Origin of the sequence: Clostridium caldaquaticum (assembly GCF_023806125.1) — a bacterium.
In the GTDB taxonomy this organism is placed as follows: Bacteria; Bacillota; Clostridia; order Clostridiales; family Clostridiaceae; genus Clostridium_AT; species Clostridium_AT caldaquaticum.
In genome coordinates this window covers 99,447-120,018 of sequence record NZ_JAMSKT010000010.1, presented here as the reverse complement: position 1 = coordinate 120,018, position 20,572 = coordinate 99,447, and the positions used below count along the sequence as shown (strand labels likewise).

At 30.1% G+C, this 20,572-nt stretch carries 20 protein-coding genes; 3 read left to right on the top strand and 17 right to left on the bottom strand.

Going from position 1 to position 20,572, the window contains the following annotated elements:
* Positions 1 to 247 precede the first annotated feature (247 nt).
* Entirely contained in the window at positions 248 to 1,219 is a 972-nt protein-coding gene (locus M2651_RS08520; RefSeq protein ID WP_252131923.1) for a helix-turn-helix domain-containing protein, read from the top strand.
* A gap of 67 nt (positions 1,220 to 1,286) precedes the next feature.
* Here M2651_RS08520 and M2651_RS08515 read toward each other — a convergent pair whose 3' ends face one another.
* From M2651_RS08515 to M2651_RS08505, 3 genes are all read right to left on the bottom strand, one after another.
* Positions 1,287 to 2,564, bottom strand: a complete 1,278-nt coding sequence (locus tag M2651_RS08515; protein WP_252131922.1) for an FAD-dependent oxidoreductase — start codon at positions 2,562 to 2,564, stop codon at positions 1,287 to 1,289.
* A gap of 26 nt (positions 2,565 to 2,590) precedes the next feature.
* Complete coding sequence (locus M2651_RS08510; RefSeq protein ID WP_252131921.1) at positions 2,591 to 3,574, bottom strand: sulfide/dihydroorotate dehydrogenase-like FAD/NAD-binding protein; 984 nt, start codon at positions 3,572 to 3,574, stop codon at positions 2,591 to 2,593.
* Positions 3,575 to 3,713: 139 nt separating this feature from the next.
* Positions 3,714 to 4,820, bottom strand: coding sequence for a D-alanyl-D-alanine carboxypeptidase family protein (locus tag M2651_RS08505; RefSeq protein ID WP_252131920.1), 1,107 nt, complete (start codon positions 4,818 to 4,820; stop codon positions 3,714 to 3,716).
* Between the two features lie 176 nt (positions 4,821 to 4,996).
* Here M2651_RS08505 and M2651_RS08500 point away from each other — a divergent pair, with 176 nt between their 5' ends.
* Together M2651_RS08500 and ytfJ are read left to right on the top strand one after the other, a co-directional pair.
* Positions 4,997 to 5,542, top strand: coding sequence for a DUF2953 domain-containing protein (locus M2651_RS08500; protein ID WP_252131919.1), 546 nt, complete (start codon positions 4,997 to 4,999; stop codon positions 5,540 to 5,542).
* Between the two features lie 16 nt (positions 5,543 to 5,558).
* The gene (ytfJ, locus tag M2651_RS08495) at positions 5,559 to 5,984 is read left to right on the top strand and encodes a GerW family sporulation protein (RefSeq protein ID WP_252131918.1); all 426 of its coding nucleotides are present in this window, start codon (positions 5,559 to 5,561) and stop codon (positions 5,982 to 5,984) included.
* 61 nt (positions 5,985 to 6,045) lie between these two features.
* On the opposite strand, the gene scpB is transcribed toward ytfJ, so the two are convergent.
* The 14 genes from scpB to M2651_RS08425 form a co-directional block, all read right to left on the bottom strand.
* Positions 6,046 to 6,657, bottom strand: a complete 612-nt coding sequence (gene scpB / locus M2651_RS08490; protein WP_252131917.1) for an SMC-Scp complex subunit ScpB — start codon at positions 6,655 to 6,657, stop codon at positions 6,046 to 6,048.
* The gene (locus tag M2651_RS08485; RefSeq protein ID WP_252131916.1) at positions 6,638 to 7,402 is read right to left on the bottom strand and encodes a segregation/condensation protein A; all 765 of its coding nucleotides are present in this window, start codon (positions 7,400 to 7,402) and stop codon (positions 6,638 to 6,640) included. The genes scpB and M2651_RS08485 overlap by 20 nt, the downstream gene beginning before the upstream one ends.
* Positions 7,403 to 7,518: 116 nt before the next feature.
* The gene (locus M2651_RS08480; RefSeq protein WP_252131915.1) at positions 7,519 to 8,688 is read right to left on the bottom strand and encodes a D-alanyl-D-alanine carboxypeptidase family protein; all 1,170 of its coding nucleotides are present in this window, start codon (positions 8,686 to 8,688) and stop codon (positions 7,519 to 7,521) included.
* A gap of 137 nt (positions 8,689 to 8,825) precedes the next feature.
* Positions 8,826 to 10,127 (bottom strand): pyrimidine-nucleoside phosphorylase, encoded by a 1,302-nt coding sequence (locus M2651_RS08475; RefSeq protein WP_252131914.1) that lies wholly within the window; start codon positions 10,125 to 10,127, stop codon positions 8,826 to 8,828.
* 19 nt (positions 10,128 to 10,146) lie between these two features.
* Positions 10,147 to 10,965, bottom strand: coding sequence for a purine-nucleoside phosphorylase (locus tag M2651_RS08470; RefSeq protein WP_252131913.1), 819 nt, complete (start codon positions 10,963 to 10,965; stop codon positions 10,147 to 10,149).
* 16 nt (positions 10,966 to 10,981) lie between these two features.
* Positions 10,982 to 11,797, bottom strand: coding sequence for a purine-nucleoside phosphorylase (locus M2651_RS08465; protein ID WP_252131912.1), 816 nt, complete (start codon positions 11,795 to 11,797; stop codon positions 10,982 to 10,984).
* Between the two features lie 3 nt (positions 11,798 to 11,800).
* A complete protein-coding gene (locus tag M2651_RS08460; RefSeq protein ID WP_252131911.1) occupies positions 11,801 to 12,979 on the bottom strand; it encodes a phosphopentomutase in 1,179 nt (392 codons plus the stop codon).
* Between the two features lie 406 nt (positions 12,980 to 13,385).
* Positions 13,386 to 14,018 carry a stage II sporulation protein M gene (spoIIM, locus tag M2651_RS08455; RefSeq protein WP_252131910.1) on the bottom strand — a complete coding sequence of 211 codons (633 nt, stop codon included), beginning with the start codon at positions 14,016 to 14,018 and terminating at the stop codon, positions 13,386 to 13,388.
* A gap of 217 nt (positions 14,019 to 14,235) precedes the next feature.
* Positions 14,236 to 15,048 carry a sporulation transcription factor Spo0A gene (spo0A, locus tag M2651_RS08450; RefSeq protein ID WP_252131909.1) on the bottom strand — a complete coding sequence of 271 codons (813 nt, stop codon included), beginning with the start codon at positions 15,046 to 15,048 and terminating at the stop codon, positions 14,236 to 14,238.
* Positions 15,049 to 15,258: 210 nt separating this feature from the next.
* On the bottom strand, positions 15,259 to 16,482 hold the full coding sequence (gene spoIVB / locus M2651_RS08445; RefSeq protein ID WP_252131908.1) for a SpoIVB peptidase: 1,224 nt from the start codon (positions 16,480 to 16,482) through the stop codon (positions 15,259 to 15,261).
* A gap of 241 nt (positions 16,483 to 16,723) precedes the next feature.
* Entirely contained in the window at positions 16,724 to 18,424 is a 1,701-nt protein-coding gene (gene recN, locus M2651_RS08440; RefSeq protein WP_252131907.1) for a DNA repair protein RecN, read from the bottom strand.
* 1 nt (position 18,425) lies between these two features.
* Positions 18,426 to 18,887: an arginine repressor gene (locus M2651_RS08435; RefSeq protein ID WP_252131906.1), complete on the bottom strand. Its 462-nt coding sequence runs from the start codon at positions 18,885 to 18,887 to the stop codon at positions 18,426 to 18,428.
* A complete protein-coding gene (locus M2651_RS08430; RefSeq protein ID WP_252131905.1) occupies positions 18,884 to 19,738 on the bottom strand; it encodes an NAD(+)/NADH kinase in 855 nt (284 codons plus the stop codon). Before M2651_RS08430 ends, M2651_RS08435 begins: the two co-directional genes overlap by 4 nt.
* Positions 19,739 to 19,759: 21 nt before the next feature.
* Positions 19,760 to 20,572, bottom strand: a complete 813-nt coding sequence (locus M2651_RS08425; protein WP_252131904.1) for a TlyA family RNA methyltransferase — start codon at positions 20,570 to 20,572, stop codon at positions 19,760 to 19,762.

Sequence of the window (20,572 nt, the reverse complement as noted above, 5' to 3'; positions counted from 1 at the left end):
GCTATTTTGTATAGATCCTATAAGAGATCCTCTTTTTTTCGAACAAAAGGAATGGGTCTTATTTGTGTGCCTTCATTTATGGTTTTCATTTTCAAGTTACCATTTCCTACTTCTTGTCTTACAAAAAATTTATGCTAGGATATGATTTTTTCTAAATCAGGTATCTATTTTTTATATTTAATTATATAATAACACTATGAGTATTATAATATTATGAGGTAAGTACTATAGTGTTGTGAGGTAAGATATGCTAAATCAAAAATTGATAGATGAATTATGGAAGCATACAGATAGAATAGATGAAGAAAATATTAAAAAAACTCATAATGAACTATCCCAAAAAGAATTAAAAATAATTTCATCTAAAACTCCTCAGCTATTACCTGCTTCCTTTTTCTTTAAAAATGCTGCATCATCTTTATTTATGTCTTTTCACCATGAAGGAGCTAACAGCATGAGACATTACCATGATTTCTTTGAGTTAATCTACGTTTGTAAAGGTAATCCAATTGGTATAATAAATGATCATGAAATACATTTAGAAGAAGGGAATCTCTGTATAATGAATCCTAACGCTGTTCATTATTTTAAAAAATACGCTGAAAATACAGATTTGATATTAAATATTGTTCTACCGAAAGATTTATTCCAGAAATCTATCTTTCGTATACTTTTTAACGATCCGGTATTGAATGCTTTTTTTATTCGTTATCGTATAGAAAATGAAAAACACCCTTCCTTTTTCTATCTGAAACATCTAGACGTAAATATTGATAATTTCATAGAAATTTTATTAAAAGAATATCTTAATAAAAAAGAATACAGCTATGTTATCATTGAATCCCTGCTTACTTTAATTTTTTCCTTCATAATAAGAAATTATAAGGAACAATTTAAAGGAGGTAATTCAATTATAGCAGACATTATTAACTATATATATTTAAATTATCAGTCCGTTACTATGGAATCTGTAGCTGCTTATTTTAATTATCATCCCAAATACTTGTCTTCTTTAATTCATAAACATACTGGACAGTGCTTTCGTAACCTAATAGTTAATATTAAACTGCAAAATTCTATCAATTATTTGCTTTATACAGACTACAGCATTGAACAGATTGTGGAACTCATAGGTTATAAAGATAAAAGCAGCTTTTATAGTCTGTTTAAGAAGGAATATGGACTAAGCCCAGCAGCATATCGAAAGCAGTTTGCATGAGATTAAAGCTTAATTGTTTTTAAACAAGACAAAAAGCCTGCTGGTAAGTAATCAGCAGGCCTTAATCCTAAACTAATTTAGTGCCTAACACATCAGTTAAATTCAATTTATCAACCTTATTTTTAATTTCAACTACATCAGTTGTATAAAGTCCCAAAGATTTCATCCTTGCAAAATACTCTGCTCCTGCAAAGGTGTATCTATTTCTTCTGCCTTCCTTTGTCATCATCTTATAATTTGCGTAAGAAATGATATCCCCTATAGCTAAAGTTTTAGGAAGTATAAGAAGCGGCATTCCAAGAACACTTCTTACAGCATTATGTCCTGCTAAATAACCTGTGCAGATAGCTTCAGTATGTCCAACGAAAAGACCGCCTTTTTCTCCTGCACAGAATAAGTTATCTAATCCTTTAACCTTCATATCGTCAGTTCTAGGTGCAACGGATAAATATCTAATGGAGTTTCCTTTTCCTCCTGCATATGGATCTACATACTTAGCTCGTTCAAGTCCAGGTATCTTTCTAAGTTTTTCAAGATTATAGTAAGAAGTCATAAGTTTAGCATGACCTGTATCTAGTAACACAATATTTTCAGCAAACTCTTTAAGAGCATACTGCTGGCAAACTTTAAGCTTAAGTTTATCCAAATTTACATCCTCAGGAGGTACTTTAAGAACAACAACTCCCTTTTCATCCAATTCTTTAACAATTTCTTCAGACAAGCTTTCCTTGACAAGCTTACAGGAGCCGCTCATAGCGCCATAGGACTCATCATCTCTCTCACCCTGCAAATCTTCAACTCCTGCTCTGGCACTCAAACTTACTCTTGGTCCAAAAGCAGGACATCTAAGTGCACACATAGAACATCCGTTTCCATATCTTAAACAGTTTCCCATAGGGCCAGTAGAGCCTGTGGTTTCTATAAAAACATCACCTTCAACATAGGAACCATCTGATAAATAAATACCTTTAAGCTTATTATCCTCTTTCTCTACATCTATGATTCTGGCAACTAGATTAACTTCAATGCCTAGGGTAAGCAAATATTTCTTAACCTCAGGTTCAATTATATTTACGTCATAAAGCCAAGCATGCTTATGTCCTGGAAACTCAATATTTTTATGTCTGCTGTTTTTATCAGTAATATGAATTAAATCTCCACCACCTAAAGCAATAAGCTCTTCAGCCGCAGTAAATCTTCCGTTATTTCTCATTATTCCTCCCACATTGCCAAGGCCAAGGAGCATATCTGTTTTTTCAAATAATTTAACCTGTGCACCTGCTTTTTTTGCACTTATAGCTGCAGCACATCCTGCCCAGCCACCACCTATAACTATCACTTTCATTAATTATTCCCCCATAATTAGTATTATTATATAAGTCTTCTTCCTTCAAATAAATATTTAGGTTCAATTTGAACCTTACAAAGCTTCTTTACTCTGCTACCCTTATATCTAGTAGCACAAGCTCCACACACGCCCTCACCGCAGCACATTTTTGCATTGTTGCAGCATGAAAAATCTACTTTGTCTTCGATATATTCCAGCACTTTGTAATTTAGAATATCTGGTCCAGCACAATGTATCAAATTTATTTTTTCATTTTCCATAAGCCTTGTTATTTTATTTTTTAACTCCTCTGAAAGTCCTCCTGATTGAAGTGTATTGCACTCAATAACTGTGCAATTGCACATGTCTAAATATTTCTTAATAAAAATATCTTTGTATTTCCCCTTATCCATTATTACAATAATTTTATTACCATTAGCATATAACTTTTTAAGCACTGGTACCATTGGAGCCTGACCTATACCTCTTGCTATTATAATTGAAGTCCCTTCTCTACTTTTGTATATGTTTCTAAGCCCCAAATCTCCATTCCAGTAAGGTCCTCTTACCAGTATGTTATCTCCTTCTTTTAGCATATTGATACTTTTGGTTTTTATGCCCTTTATCTCTATTGCAACTTTTAAAATATTTTCCTCCATATCCACATCCATCATAGAAATAGGAACATCATAAAACTGTGAGGTTTTGTCTGTTCGTAAAAAAACATAACTGCCTGGATGTACTAAGTTTTTTACAAGTTCATGTGGAGCAGCTATATCAAAAATAACTACATTTTTCTCAACTAATTCTTTTTTACTTATTTTACAGGAATAAATTCTTCTTCCTGTTTTAGACTTTTCCTTATTCCATACGTATTCCTGGTATATACATACTCCCTTCCAGTTTATGCAGTCACAAAACTTTTTTCCAGAAAGCTGTGAACAAATTATACAGTCTCCTGTTTCCGCCAAATGGCAAGGACAGTATTCTGTTCCGGCGTCTATGCAATCGCGTATCTCATAATTCAATTTAACCCCTCCCATATCTGTGCTAGATAAACATTTAACCAATAGTTCCTATACTATTAAAATATTTATATTTTTAAAAAATGTTACAATATTTAAGTTATTAAAATAAAAAGCACCTGTTTACCAAGTGCTTTAGATGTTATTTAAATAACCATTTCTTAATTAAACCTTTCTTCTCAACTGAATTATAGGCTTCCAGATACTTTGTATATATCTTCTTTCCATCTGCATATACATTAATACTTCCTAATTTAGCTCCTTTTGCTACAGAATCTCCTATCTCATAATTTGGTTTTACAATTTTAAACTCATAGTTTACTCCTTCTTTTTCTGGTATTACTACATCTTCATTAGTTATCAGTTTAATTTTTTCACGCTTGCCCTTAATATCTACTTCATCTATAATATCATTCTTTGAAAAATACTTTTTAAATCTATAATTCTTAGCTACATAATCATTAATTTTCTCTGTTTCTTTCCATCTACTAGGAGAATTTAATACTACAATAATTATATCATTTTTATCTATATCTACAGAAGTTACTAAACATTTTCCAGCCTGACCTGTATACCCAGTTTTAACACCAGTAGCATTAGAGAGCAGCCATAAAATTTTATTTATATTATGGAATCCTCTGGAAAATCCTTTTTCAGCTCCATCTACATCCTTTGATCCCACTATCTCATTAAACAATTGATACTCTCTGGCTTTAGCTGTTATAACCGCCAAATCATAAGCTGTAGAATAGTGATTTTGACTATCTAATCCATGAGGAGATTCAAAGTGCGTGCTATACACTCCTATTTGACTGGCATATTCATTCATAAGCTTAACAAATTCCTCTACACTTCCAGCTATACCTTCTGCAATAGCTATAGCTGCATCATTACCAGAACGCAACATAAGACCATAAATTAATTCTTTAAGAGTAACTACTTCTCCTTTTTTATAACCAACTGTTGAACCTCGTATACCTGCTGCCCTGCTTGATATCTCTATTTTTTTATCTAAGTCACCATACTGTATTGCTACTAAGGCAGTCATAATCTTCGTTGTACTAGCCATAGGAACCAGCATATGAGCATTTTTATCATACAGTACTATTTTAGTATTACTATCTATAGCTACTGCACATCTGGCATTTACATAAATTTCTTCAGCCTTTGCCTTTAAACCTAAAATATTTATACTAAAAAAAACAGCAATCATAATATATGTTATTTTTTTAAAATTCCTATATTTCATTTATTTCACCTCACTTATAAAGCTGCCGCCTACTATTTATTTTTTTCATTTTTACTTTTAATAGTCATAAAATATTTGGAAGCTAATCATTAACTTTACAAATTATTGCTTTATTTTACTAATAAATTATATATAGTTGGTTATAATATCACATATAAGGTATGGAGGATATAATTATGCCATTAATTTGTTTTTTGTTTTTTTTAATCGTACTAATACTCTTACCAATTCCAATAAAATTAAAATTAGAATCAACAAATGAAGATTTTTCCTTTTATATATATAATTTCAAAATAATATTGAAAAGTAATATTAAAAAGAAAAAAATATCAATTAGTAATGAAAAAAAGAAAAAAAAGATTAACCTTAAGTTTAATGATTTTAAAATTATAGTTCATAATATTGACTGTTTAAAATTCAAGCCAACCTTAAGGATGCATATTAATTTAAACTTTAGCCTAGATGATGCAGCTGCAACAGCTGTAATTTCAGGTTTTTTATATTCTTTATCACCTATATTATATAGATGCTTATCAATTGTTTTTAAACCTAAATTTTATAGTTTCAATGTAAATCCTGATTATAATGATAAGATGTTAAAAACTCAGATTACCAGTATAATATTTATAAACTTAGCAAAAATTATTTATATGTTTATAGCAGTAATAAAAACTTTAAAATACATAAAAAAATTAAACCATTATAAATGTACTAACGCTTAGAATTGGAGGAATACTCATGGAAAACCATCCTATTGATAATTTAATGAAAACAACTATGGAACATATTAAAGAAATGGTAGATGTAAATACAATAGTAGGAGATCCTATACAATCTAAAGATGGTTCTATTATTATACCAATTTCAAAAGTTTCTTTTGGATTTGCTTCTGGAGGAAGTGAATTTAATTCAACTGAATGTAAAACAGAAAAATCAAAATTCCCTTTTGGAGGAGGGGCTGGCGCTGGTGTAACAATACGTCCTATAGCCTTCATAGTTATAAGAAATGAATCAATAAAGCTATTGCCTGTAGAATATGACAATCCCCTGGATAAACTCATAGATTCTATACCACAATTAATTGAAACACTGAAAAACTTGTCCAATAAAAATAAACATAAAACTACTACCTTCCATGAAAATGGAGATCCTATAGTAAAATAGACTATTTTCATAATTAAATATAAATATAAAAATATGCTGTATCTTAATCTACAGCATATTTTTATTCTGAGGCATTATCTAAGATGTTTTCACCCTCTATACTATTATCACTTAAATTTAACAGCTCCTCTAAAATGGGCATCTGATTTAAGTTTTCCAAACCAAAATGCACAAAAAATTTGTCGGTAGTAACATAAAGCATTGGTCTTCCAACTACATCCATTTTCCCAGCCTCCTTAATAAGGCCTTTTTCTAATAAAGTCTGAACTGCTCTATCACTCTTAACTCCTCTTATTTCATCAATGTTGACTCTTGTTATTGGCTGTTTATAAGCAATTATGGCTAAAGTTTCCAGAGCTGCTTGTGAAAGAGATTGTCTCGTATTAGTCTTTAAAAGCTTTTGTATATAACTACTGTTTTCGGCTTTAGTAACAAGCTGATATTCATTATTTATACTTATAAGTTTTATCCCTCTTCCTGAAGCTTTATATTCTTCCTTTAGCTCCTCAATAAATTCCTTAGTTGTTTCAATGTCGCATTCTATAATAGAAGCAATCTCCTTTAATTTTAAAGGCTCTCCTGCTACAAAAAGTAACGACTCGATAATAGAAAAATAAAAATTCTTTTTTGATAAGTTTTCAATTTCTATTTGATTAATATAATTCTTTTTCAATTTCTTCTATCCTCTCTAAATAAATTTCACTAAAATTTGTTTCTTGTACTACTTTAACACTTTTTAACTTAATCAATTCCAAAAGAGCAAGAAAAGTGACAACTACCTCTATTTTATTTGAACACTCTTTTATTATGCTTGAAAATACTATATTTTTATTTGATGATACTTTTTCCCTCAAGAAGGTTATCTTATCTTCTATTTTATATATATCTACCACTATTTCCTTATCCACAATATTTTCCTTATTTATTTTTTCTTTGTATTTATTTATTAATTCATTATAAATATTGTATAAATCAAGCATAGTAGTACCATTAAGTATAAGCTTGTCATCACTTGCACTATTTCTATCTTCAATTATTTCAGGTTTTTTAGAAAATACAATACCAAAGTTCTGTTCTCTGCTACGCAAAAATTGGGCTACATATTTAAACTTTTTATATTCCACAAGCTTATCAACAAGCACTTTTCTAGGATCATTATCTGATTCTGCTGCAACTTCTTCATCTACAGAACTAGGTAGCAACATTTTGGATTTTATCTCAAGCAAAGTTGCAGCAATAACTATAAACTCAGAAGTAACTTCTAAATCCATTTCTTTCATTGCATTAATATACTCAAGATATTGATTTGTTATTTCGTATATCATTATATTATATATATCCATTTTATTTTTCTTAATTAAGTGAAGAAGTAAATCAAATGGTCCTTCAAAATTATCAATTTTTATATTCAATGCCACTATAATCTCTCCTAATAATTTTAATAAATAGTTTCTATAAGTATTTTAAAATGTTTTAAGAATTTTTACAAATAAAAAACTCAAAGATTACCAAGAATCTTCGAGTTTTTTTATTTTTATATTGCATTTTCATATAATCTCTTCAAGTTATTCTTTAAATTTTCAAATACTCCCCCTATTTTAAAATCTCTATCACTATATATATCAACTTTATCTACTAACTTATCGTTGATATATATTTCACAATAACCTACCAATTCACCCTTTTTAACCTCTTTTTTATTTTTATCTATATTAACTACACATTTTTTCAATATATTATTTTGAGCTCCTTTTTCTGTTATTATTACTTTATCTTCTTTTGCTTTAGCTATAAAAAATTTATCACTTTGCTTTCCTAATAGTATTTTTTCAACATCTTCGTCCTTAGTTACAATCTTTTTAGACTCAAATTTTGAAAAACCATAGTTCATTAACATACTAGCATCTCTATTTCTTACTTTGTAAGTTGGAGCTCCCATTATTACTGCCAACATTCTTACTCCGTCTCTTACTGCAGTAGCTGAAATGCAGTATTTAGCTTCTTCTGTAAAACCTGTCTTTATTCCATCGCATCCATTAAAAAACCTAACAAGTTTATTATGGTTAACAAGTCCTATAGGTGTTTTTCTTCCTTCAGAGATTGTTTCCATATATGTTCCTGAATATTTTAATATTGTAGGATGTTTTAAAAGTTCCCTAGACATAATTGCTATGTCATACGCACTGGTTACATGTCCTGGAGCACTTAAACCATTGCAGTTTTTAAAGGTAGTATCATTCATTCCTAGTGCTTTTGCTCTTTCATTCATAAGTTTAACAAAGGCTTCTTCACTTCCGGCTAAGTATTCAGCCATTGCAACTGCAGCATCATTTCCTGAAGCTATTGCAATACCCTTTAAAATTTCCTCAACAGTTCTAATTTCTCCTGTTTCTAACAGCATTGTGCTTCCGCCCATTTTTTTAGCATTTTCACTTGCAGTAATTTTATCTGTTAGTTTTATTTTACCGCTGTCTATAGCTTCCATAGCAAGAAGCATTGTCATTATTTTTGTAACAGAAGCTGGAGCTAATTTTTCATGTGAATTTTTTTCATATATTATCTTACCTGATATTGGCTCCATAAGTATTGCAGATTTAGCATCAACATTTAAGCTGCTTTCCTCTGCTTTTACTTTAGTAGCGAATATTTGTGTAATAAATAATGTAGATAATATAAAACCTATTATTTTTTTAGTTTTTTTCATTTTACTCCTCCTCTCCACAACCTTAGTTTTACCACTTTCCCAAAGATTATCACATTTTTCAATTGTTAAATTATAACATATAAAGAGAGGAGAGGTATGCTTTAGACACTTTATTAAGTTTTTCTTTTTCCGTAAAATTATAATATTACTTCATAGATATACTTATTAAATTTTATTTCTTCACTTCCAATATTATAAGCATTCCTAGCCATAGTTTCAGCTTCACTACAATCTTTTAGGTTAGTATGAAGAATACATATAGTATCATTTTCTTTTACTAAATCTCCTGCTTTTTTTACCATTGTAATTCCTGCAGCATGATCTATAGTATCTTCTTTAGTTTTTCTTCCTGCACCAAGTAGCATAGCTGATATTCCTATGTTTTCAGCATTTATAGAAGTTATATAGCCTTCCTTTAATGCTTTAACTTCTATATGATATTTTGCCTGTGGAAGTTTAGACGGTATATCTATATAATCTGAATTTCCACCTTGTATTCTTATAAGTTCCTTTAGTTTTTCAATAGCTTTTCCAGAATAAATTATATTCTTTAACTTTTTATAAGCACTTTCAAAGTCATCAAAAGCGCCGCCAAGCACAGCCATATGTGATGCTATTGTTAAAGCTACTGTTGTTTCATCTTCTGAACCTTTTCCCTTCAGAACTTCAATAGCTTCTCTAATTTCATTAGCATTTCCAACTTCATATCCTAAAGGCTGACTCATATCAGTAACGACTGCCACAGTTTTTCTATTTAGGGATTTACCGATATCAACCATCTGCCTAGCTAATTCTTTAGCTTTATCAATAGATTTCATAAAGGCTCCAGAACCTACTTTAACATCAAGAACTATAGCATCAGCACCTGAAGCAATTTTTTTACTCATAATAGAGCTTGCTATAAGAGGTATGCTGTCTACTGTTGCAGTTACATCTCTAAGAGCGTATATCTTCTTATCTGCTGGAGTTAAATTAGCAGACTGCCCTACAATAGCCATTTTATAGGTATTAACATTTGTAATGAATTCCTCCATAGTAAGTTCTGTTTTAAAGCCCTCTATTGTTTCAAGTTTATCTATAGTACCGCCTGTATGGCCTAAACCTCTGCCAGACATCTTAGCCACTGGAACTCCTACGGAAGCTACAAGAGGTATTACAATTAAACTAATCTTATCTCCAACACCACCTGTAGAATGTTTATCTACCTTAATACCTTCTATCTGCGATAAGTTTATTTGATCCCCGCTATTTACAAAAGCTAAAGTCAAATCTGCAGTTTCTCTGCTCGACATACCTTTAAAGTATATTGCCATCAAAAGTGATGACATTTGATAATCAGGTATACTCCCTTTTGTATACCCCTGTATCACGAAGTCAATTTCATCCTTAGACAATTCTCCGCCAGCTTTCTTTTTTTGAATAATGTCTACCATTCTCATTTTGGATCACCTCCAAATTTTACATATTTCCAACAGTTTCTTTAACTAAAGCAACAAATTTAATCATAGCTCTATTAGCAGTTTCCACTACTCTAGAATGGTCAAGGGGTTCTAAATTATCTGCTAAAGCCATATCAGTTATACAGGATATTCCTATAACCTTCATTCCCATATGATTTGCAACTATAACTTCCGGAACAGTAGACATACCTACTGCATCTCCACCTATTAATCTCATCATTCTTAACTCTGCAGGTGTTTCATAAGTAGGGCCGGATACAGCAAGGTATACACCCTTTTGCACCTTTATGTTTAACTTTTCAGCACATTTTTCTACTACATTAGATAGATTTTTATCATAAGCATTAGACATATCAGGAAACCTTGGTCCGAGTTCTTCGTAATTTCTCCCTATAAGAGGATTTACTCCTATCATATTGATATGATCAGTTATAATCATTAAATCACCTGCCTCGAATTCTGGATTCATTCCTCCTGCTGCATTTGAAACTATTATTTTTTCAACACCTAAAGCTTTTATCACTCTAACAGGAAAAGTAACTTGTTCCATGGCATAGCCTTCATAAAAATGAAATCTTCCATTTAGAGCTATAACTTTTTTACCATTTAAATCTCCAATTATAAGTTCTCCAACATGACCTGCCACTGTAGAAACAGGAAACTCTGGTATATCCTTATATTTAATAATTATTTTGTTTTCAATTTCATTAACCAAGCTTCCTAGTCCAGTGCCAAGTATTACCGCTACATCAAGTTTTTTGGCATAATACTTTGAAATATATTCTTTTGCAACTTTTATTTTTTCTAATAAATCCATTTGTAACTACCTCCATTTATATCTTACTTATAATATTACTAACTAAAGCTATAAACCTATCCTTTGCCTTAGCAGAAGTTTCAATTACTTCCTTATGGTCTAAAGGTTGATCCAGTATTCCTGCTGCCATGTTAGTTATGCAGGAAATTCCAAGGAGCTTAAGGTCGCAGTGGTTGGCTGCTATGGCTTCAGGCACTGTAGACATTCCAACTGCATCTCCTCCTAAGATTCTAACCATTCTTATCTCTGCTGGCGTTTCATAGGTTGGTCCCGTAAACATAAAGTAAGTGCCTTCCTTAACATTAATATTCAAATCTTTTGCAATTTTTTTAGCAAGGTTAACAAGTTCTTTATTATAAACATCAGACATATCAGGAAATCTAGGACCTATCTTTTCATCATTTTTTCCTATTAGAGGATTATTAAAAGCAAAATTTATATGATCTTTAATAATCATCAGGTCACCTGGCTCAAAACTTGTGTTTACTCCTCCAGCAGCATTTGTAATAATAAGAGTTTCTACTCCTAAATATTTCATTATATATACAGGCATAGCTACTGCTTCCATGCTGTTTCCTTCATAAAAATGAAATCTTCCCTGCATCATAACTACGTTTTTATTATTTAACTTTCCAAATACAAACTGTCCCTTATGACCTACTACAGTGGATTCTGGAAGATTAGGTATATCAGAATACTTAATAACCACCTTATCTTCTACATTTTCAGCCATTTCACCTAATCCAGATCCCAATATAACTCCAATGCTTGGAGACTCGCAGATTTTTTGCTTTATACAGTTTACACTTTCCATTATTTTATTAATATTCAAGTCCTATTCCTCCCTTAAAATCTGTTTAGCAAAGCTTTGTCCATAAAGCTCATTTTTCACATTTAAAAGTTCAAGCACCGTTTTTCCTATGTCGCAAAAGCTTTTTCTAGTTCCAATATTAACCCCTGCTTTTATCTTTTCTCCATAAACCACTACAGGGACATATTCTCTTGAATGGTCTGTGCTTTCTGTGGTAGGATCACAGCCATGGTCAGCTGTTAAAATAAGTACATCTTCTTTACTCATCAAGTGTATAATCTCTGGAAGCCTGTTATCAAAGTCTTGTAAAGCTTTTGCATAACCTTTATAGTCATTTCTATGTCCATAAATCATATCAAAATCAACTAGATTAGTGAAAATCAGACCTGATTTGTTAGTTTTCATATACTCAATTGTTTTATCCACACCTTCCATATTATTTTTAATGTGCACTGCATCTGTAATGCCCTTACCATTGTAAATATCTTCTATTTTCCCTACTGCCATAACATTGTTTCCAGTTTCTTTAATATAATCAAGCATGGTTTTATTAAAAGGATCCAGAGCATAATCCTTTCTATTAGAAGTTCTACTATATGCTCCATTTTTTCCAACAAAAGGTCTTGCTATTACTCTTCCGACAATTCTATCTCCTACTAGCATTTCTCGTGCAATTTTGCACATGCTGTACAATTCTTCTAAAGGTATTACTTCCTCATGGGCAGCAATTTGAAATACGCTATCAGCAGAAGTGTATACAATAGGATAGCCAGTTTTTACATGCTCATCTCCTAATTCTTTAATAATTTCTGTACCCGAAGCAACCTTGTTCCCAAGTACCTTTCTCCCTATTTTATTTTCAAATTCTTCTATTATATCCTTAGGAAATCCTTCTGAATATGTATTTAGAGGCCTCTTAAGAATTACTCCTGCAATTTCCCAATGCCCTGTTATCGTATCCTTTCCTACAGACATCTCACTGCACTTTCCAAATGTACCTTTTGGATTATCGAATTTTACTATATTCTTTATACCATCTATATTTCCTAGTCCTAACCTTTCCATATTAGGCAGCCTAAGTCCTCCAACAGCCTTAGAAATATTGCCTAAAGTATCACTTCCTTTATCTCCGAACTTATCTGCATCTGGAAGTTCACCTATACCAACACTATCGAGCACAATTAAAATAACTCTATTAACCATAAGTGTGTCTCCTTTCGCTAATATATATTTAAATTAGATATCTATAGTCTTTAACTTTATTAAATAATAAATGCGTGCAATATAAAATTTAATGCACGCTTTCTTTATAATACAAATATAAACTTTTTACGAATTTTTGCCAAGTATTATTTTGCTAACGCATTATTAAAAGTTTAATATCATTTTTAATATGTACACGTAATTATAAAGCAATCTACTGTTTTTATCCATAACCTTACTCACAAATATACTGTTATGATAAATATTAGACTTTGATATTATAAATAATAGTTCATCAATAGCTTTAGGAAGATAAATACCTAAAATTATTATTATTAAAAAACATTTAAAGAGTATAATAATAAATTGTATTAATGTACTATATTTATTCAATCCAGAACACATCCTATGACATAATAAATTTTATTAAATTAGGTGTAACTAAAGTCTCTAATAAAAAACCAGAGCACATAACAGCAAAAATCATAACAAATATTATTGTATAGGAGACAATTCTAATACCTATACCACCAATCCAATGTTTTTTTGCTCTGCTATCCTTTAATATATTCAAAGAAAATTCCATAGCTATAACGGAAGAAAGCATAATACAAGGTATATAAATAATATTTTGAGGTAATACTCCGAGCAAAACCATACCTATACCTTTTGCTCCAAAACTTTTTATCATAAAACTTATAGTAAAACCAATAGTAAAGCCTTTTATTACATCTATTATTAAAATAACTGGTATGCCAACCATGGTCAAACCTAAAAACCAAATAGCTATTATTAGAGGAAAGTTATTTTTTAATATATCTAAAAACATATTTTTGTACTGAAAACTAACCCCAGCTATATTTTTAGTAAAATCATTTAAATAACTTAAAAGATTCTCATTTTCAACAATCCCCATATACTTAACTGCATATATTCCAAGCACAATGCCAGTAAATACACAAAGCATGCTAATTATATACAACCAAAAATTATCTTCAATATGTTTATTAAAATTAATAATTCTTCTTCCATTAGTCATAATTTTCTCCCCCTTTGTTTACCATCTCCTAATATTTATGATTTAAAAAAAGAAAATATGACTATATTAATAAAATTAAATCTAACTAGTCTTATTTAAGTCTTCACGCACACCAAGAAGATAAAAAAGTATTATAAATAATAATAAAAAATACCCAATAGAGTAATTTTTTTCATTGTCAACTCTATTGGGTACATTTTAAAATTTTATATCTTCATTAGCTTACTTTATTTTTTAATCTTAACTTATCAGCTACCATAGCAATGAACTCTGAATTTGTAGGCTTACCCTTATCATTATGTATAGTATAGCCAAAGAGCTTGTTTATAGTATCAACTTGACCTCTGCCCCAAGCTACTTCTATAGCATGTCTTATTGCTCTTTCAACTCTGCTTGCTGTAGTATTAAATTTTTTAGCTATAGAAGGATATAACTCCTTTGTTACAGCAGATAAAAGCTCTATATCATTTACAACCATACTAATAGCTTCTCTTAAATACATGTAGCCTTTAATGTGTGCAGGTACACCTATCTCATGAATTATGCTAGTAATCTCTGATTCTAAATCAATTGGTTCAGTTCTATTTACCCTTATTTCTGGAGCCTCCATAATTGATACTGTCTTTTTTACTTCATCACTAGAAATAGTATTATTGAACATTTGTCTTATTCTCTTTGTAAATACATCCATATCAAAAGGTTTAACCACATAATAATCCGCACCTAAGGTTATGGCTCTTTGTGTTATCTTATCTTGTCCCACTGCAGATAAAACAATTATTCTAGGCATAGGATTTATATTCATTGTATTTAATCTCTCTAATACACCCAAACCATCCAGATGAGGCATAATTATATCAAGTATTACTAAATCAGGTTTTCTTTCCTGTATAAGTTTTAATGCTTCAACCCCATCTTTTGCTATCCCTGTAACTAATATGTCTCTTTGATTCAACAAATAGTCATTTAGAATATTACAAAATTCTTTGTTGTCATCTGCGATAATTACGCTGATTTTCGATTCTTCCATATTCAAATACTCCCCTCATTAACTAATTCCATATACTAACAAATAATAAATTCGACAAAACTACGATAATTCCTTCTTAAAGGATAAATTTTTTTTGTAAATTTTGCCTAATAATAAATAATAAATAATAAATAATAAATGAGTATAAAACAATCCTGCTGAATTTTATACTCATTTATTTATAATACTATCACTAATATTAATAACGACTTATTTTGTTAAAATATCAGCATCTTTTAGCATCCATTCTATATAAATTCCATATCCAACATCAGGTTTATTTATGAGGACATGTGTTACAGCTCCGACAATTTTATCGTTCTGAATTATAGGACTTCCACTCATTCCTTGGACTATTCCACCTGTTTTTTGCAAAAGTTCTGAATCTGTAACTTTAATAATCATGCTCTTAGGCCCTGGAGTATCTTGTTGAAGCAGTTTTTCAATTTCTATATCGTAAGTTTTTGGACTTTCTCCATCAATAGTAGTTATTATTTTTGCAGGACCTGTTTTTATTTCATTTCTCAAACCTATTTTCATAGGTCTATTAAACTTGCTGTTTATTAAATCTTTGCTGCTACTTCCAAATATACCACAATCAGTATTTTTATATATATCACCTAGAGTTATATCTTCATCTATAAAAATACCTTTAAGTTCTCCAGGATTTCCTCTGGTACCTTTTCTAATAGATACTATTGAAGAGGATACTATCTGCCCTGAACTTATACTTAATATTGTACCTGTATCTCCATCAGTTATAGGATGACCTAATGCAGCAAATTTTTTTGTTTTTTCATCATAAAAAGTTAAGGTACCTACACCAGCAGTAGAATCTCTTATCCATAAACCTATTTTGTATTTATTGTCATCTAAACTCTTAATTGGTCTTATTTTTTTAGATAATTCAGTACCTTTTCTATCTATTATCAATGTTAAATCTTTACCTTCACAAGAATTAACTATTTGAGCTACTTGTTCTGAGCTAATTATAGGTATATCATTAATTTTTATTATATTATCCCCAATTTGTACTCCAGCTACAGCACCTGGACTGGTGGTTTTTCCATTTTCAGTTTCTACATCAGATAATGCAACTATTAAAACTCCCTTCGTATTTAATTTAACTCCTACTGGCTGACCTCCAGGATATAGACTAATTTCCGATGGTATAGCTTTAACTGAAACAGATTTAATTGGAACCAATCCTAATAATGTAGCTTTTGCTTTTCTATTATATTTATCATCTATTAAATTTGTAACTTTAATATCTTTATATTCTGTAAGCTTGACAAAGTAGCTGCTTTTTAGTTCTGCACCTTCTCTTATAAAAATTGTAGCAGGAATGCTATTTATAATATAGTAAATACCTAAAGCTAAAAAAATCATAGGAGTTAAAATCCAGCATAACATCTTCATATATTTTTTTCTCATGCTTTTTTCCTCCTGCCTTTAATGATTTTCTAACTTTAAGTTGCCCTTTAAAATATGTTATTATGCTATTATAAAGTTTCATATAAAGTTAAAGCTTTATCTTAAAATCTAATTTATGATAAAAAATAAAATATTTAATTAATAATTTTTATCATTAAAACAAAATAAAGGTATAACTTTTAAAAGTTATACCTTTATTTTTCCACACAAATAGAAATTTTATTTATAAATTGACACTATATTATAAATTTTTTAAATTTACTTTTTTCTCTTCAGCCATGTAAATTAATTCTTTAGCATGATCCAAAGTTAATTTTGTAACTTCAGCTCCTCCTACCATCCTTGCTATTTCATACTGCTTTTGTTCTTCGTTCATCTTTGTAACTAAAGTATAAGTTTTGTCTTTTTTTACTTCTTTAGAAATTAAAAAATGTATATCTGACATACATGCTATCTGCGGCAAATGAGTAACACAGAAAACTTGATGTTTTTTTGAAATTAAGTACATCTTTTCAGCTACGCTTTGAGCTATTCTTCCACTTATACCTACATCTATCTCATCAAAAATTACTGAAGGTATCATATCTTTGTCAACAAATACAGTTTTCAGAGCCAGCATTATTCTTGACAGTTCTCCTCCAGAAACTATTTTTTCCATAGATTTTAACGGTTCTCCAGGATTTGTAGAAATTAAAAATTGTACTTTATCTTCACCATCTTCGTTAAAGTTTCCAGTGGAAAGAACTTCTATTTTAAATACGCTCTTCTCCAATCCTATATAAGATAATTCTTTTTTTACTGCACTTTCAAGCTCTAATGAAACCTCTTTTCTTATTTGATGAAGTTTACCCGCTAAAATCTTAATTTCACTTAAAATCTTATTTTTTTCTATTTTAAGCTGTTCTATCCTTTCACTGCTATTTACTAAATCATGATATTGGATTTCAATTTTATTTCTGTAGTCCAATATATCTTTTATAGTACCTCCATATTTTTTCTTATAGAGACTTATTTGATAAATTCTACTATTTATGAATTCAAGTTTATTTTCATCATATTGAATATTATCTTTTAGCTTTCTAATCTCTTCTATATATTCTTCTATATTATAATATACTGTTTCTATGCCATCAGCTATAGATTTAACTTTATCTACATGTTTTTGTATGCTTCTAAGTTCTTTAATTACAATGCCTAAACTATCATATACAGAAAGAGCACTATCACTACCATTATTTAAAATTTCATAACAGCTAATTAATGCTTTATTTATTTTTTCAGCATTAGACAATATTGAATATTGGCTTTCAAGTTCAATATCTTCATCTATTTTTAAATTAGCTTTATTTATTTCGTCCAGCTGATATTTGTAAAAATCTATTAATTTGTCCTTTTCACCTTCTTTTCCTTCTATATTATAAATATTATTCTCTACTTCTAATAATTTTTTATACTTATTTCTATAATTTTTTAAAGCCTCATTTATTTTTTCACCGCCAAAATAATCCAAGTAAGAAATATGGTTACCAGAGTCTAACAGATTTTGATTTTCATGTTGTCCATGTATATCAAGTAAAGTAGAACTGATAGATTTAATGTTAGAAATCAAAAGCGACTTTCCATTTACTTTGGCAATGCTTTTACCTGATTGAAAAGTTTCACGACTAATTATAACTAAATCCTCAAATTCTACTTCTAAAGCTGAAAGAATCTCTTCTGTTTTGGTATTTTCCACAGTAAAAACAGCTTCAACAAAAGTTTTTTCTTCACCAGTTCTTATTAAATCCTTACTAAACTTACCACCTAGTACATAGTTTATAGCATCAATTAATATAGATTTTCCTGCTCCTGTTTCACCAGTTAATACATTAAAACCTTTATCAAAATTTATAGTTAAATTTTCAATAAGTGCAAAATTTCTTATATTTAATTGCAGAAGCATGTTAAGCCTCCTGTTCACTTATCATTTTTTTTATCTTTTGAACTAACTGGTTAGCTTGTTCACTAGTTCTTACTAAAATAAAAATAGTATTATCTCCCGCAATAGTACCAGCAATTCCCTCGAAATTAAGGGAATCAATAGCCTCTGCAGCTGCGGAAGCTGAACCAGACATGGTTTTTACTACAATAAATTTATCAATATTCTCTACAGAAAGTACCGTCTGGCTAAAAATGCTAACAAGTTTATCTGACATAAATTTTTCAACCGGAGAAATAGAAGCATATTTGTACTTGCCGCTGTTTGATAATACTTTAGTAAGTTTTAATTCCTTAATATCTCTAGATACAGTAGCTTGAGTAACATCCATTCCCATATTTTTCAGTTCTTCAGCCAGTTCTTCTTGAGTTTCTATATCTTTTTCATTAATAATCTCTAAAATCTTTGCTTGCCTAGCAATTTTCATTCTTTATCACCTTCACACTCTTTAGTTCTTGAAGTTATTTTTTTTCTTAAAATATTAAAATAATCATATCCATCAAGTTTTATTAATCTGCACTTATTATTGGACATACTTATATTAATTCTATCTTTTTCACTTAATTCAAGTGACTGTTGACCATCAACAGTTAAAAATACACTTTCATATTTTTTCATTATTCGTATACACACCTTACTGCTGCCATCTATAACAATGGTTCTAGCACCTAGAGAATGTGGACATATTGGGGTTATAGACATTAATTTTAAGTCAGGAAACATAATAGGGCCTCCAGCAGAAAGAGAATATGCAGTTGAACCTGTAGGGGTTGAAACTATTACTCCATCTGCTGTAAAAGAAGAATAAAATTTATCATCTATATATATTTCATATTTAGCCATTCTAGCAAGAGTTCCTTTAGAAAGCACTACGTCATTTAGACCTATAAAATTACCGTATTTTCCATCACCAACTATATTGCAATCCAGCATTATTCTATCTTCTAAATAATATCTACCTTCCTGTATACTATAAATAGCCTCTTCTACTTCTGAACTTTCAACTTCTGTAAGAAATCCAAGATTACCAATATTTACTCCCATTATAGGTATATTATATCTAGCAATCTCCCTAGCCGTACCTAGAAGAGTTCCATCGCCGCCAAGTGACATAATAAAATCTAAATCTTTAGTTGCTTTTTGTGTCAATCCTTGAGTGTCATAAAATATTCTAATATCTGAATTTAATATAATATTTTTAATAATATTTATAATTGAGGATAATATTTTTCCTTCCTTATCCTTTGACTTATTCACATTAATGCCTATATTTCTCATAATTCCTCCCAAGCGGCCATATTACTTTAAAGTATCATGTGCATATTCAACTATTTTATTTATATAACCCATTTCAAAGTTCCCCTCATATTGTTTATCTTTTGTAAAATAGATAAGATATTCTATATTCCCTTCAGGCCCTCTTATAGGCGAATAATCTAAATTTATAATTTTCATTCCTTTATCTAATATGAAGTTAGCTATTGAATAAATGACTTCTTTGTGCGTTGAAGGCTCTTTTACTACACCTTTTTTACCAACCTTTTCTCTACCAGCCTCAAATTGAGGTTTTATAAGCGCCATCACTTCACCATTATCATTAAGCAAGTTTACAACCGGCTCTATTACCTTTTTCAGTGAAATAAAAGAAACATCTATGCTTGCAAAGTCACCAATTTCACCAACCTGTTCCAAAGTAACATATCTTACATTAGTCCTTTCAAGACAAAGTACTCTAGGGTCAGTTCTGAGCTTCCAAGCAAATTGTCCATAGCCAACATCTATTGCTACTACTTTTCTTGCTCCGTTTTGAAGCATACAGTCGGTAAAACCTCCTGTAGAAGCACCTATATCAAAGCATATCTTATCCTTTAATTTTATATTAAAAGTATTAACAGCCTTTTCGAGTTTCAGTCCTCCTCTGCTTACATAAGGAAGCTGTTCACCCTTAAACTCTATATTGGCATTTTTTTTTACTTTTTCTCCGCACTTATCAATTCTTTGTCCTTCTACAAATATTTGTCCTGCCATAATACTAGCTCTTGCTTTTTCTCTAGATGAGAACATACCCTTATTAACAAGCAGTACATCTAATCTTTCTTTTGTTTCAGACAT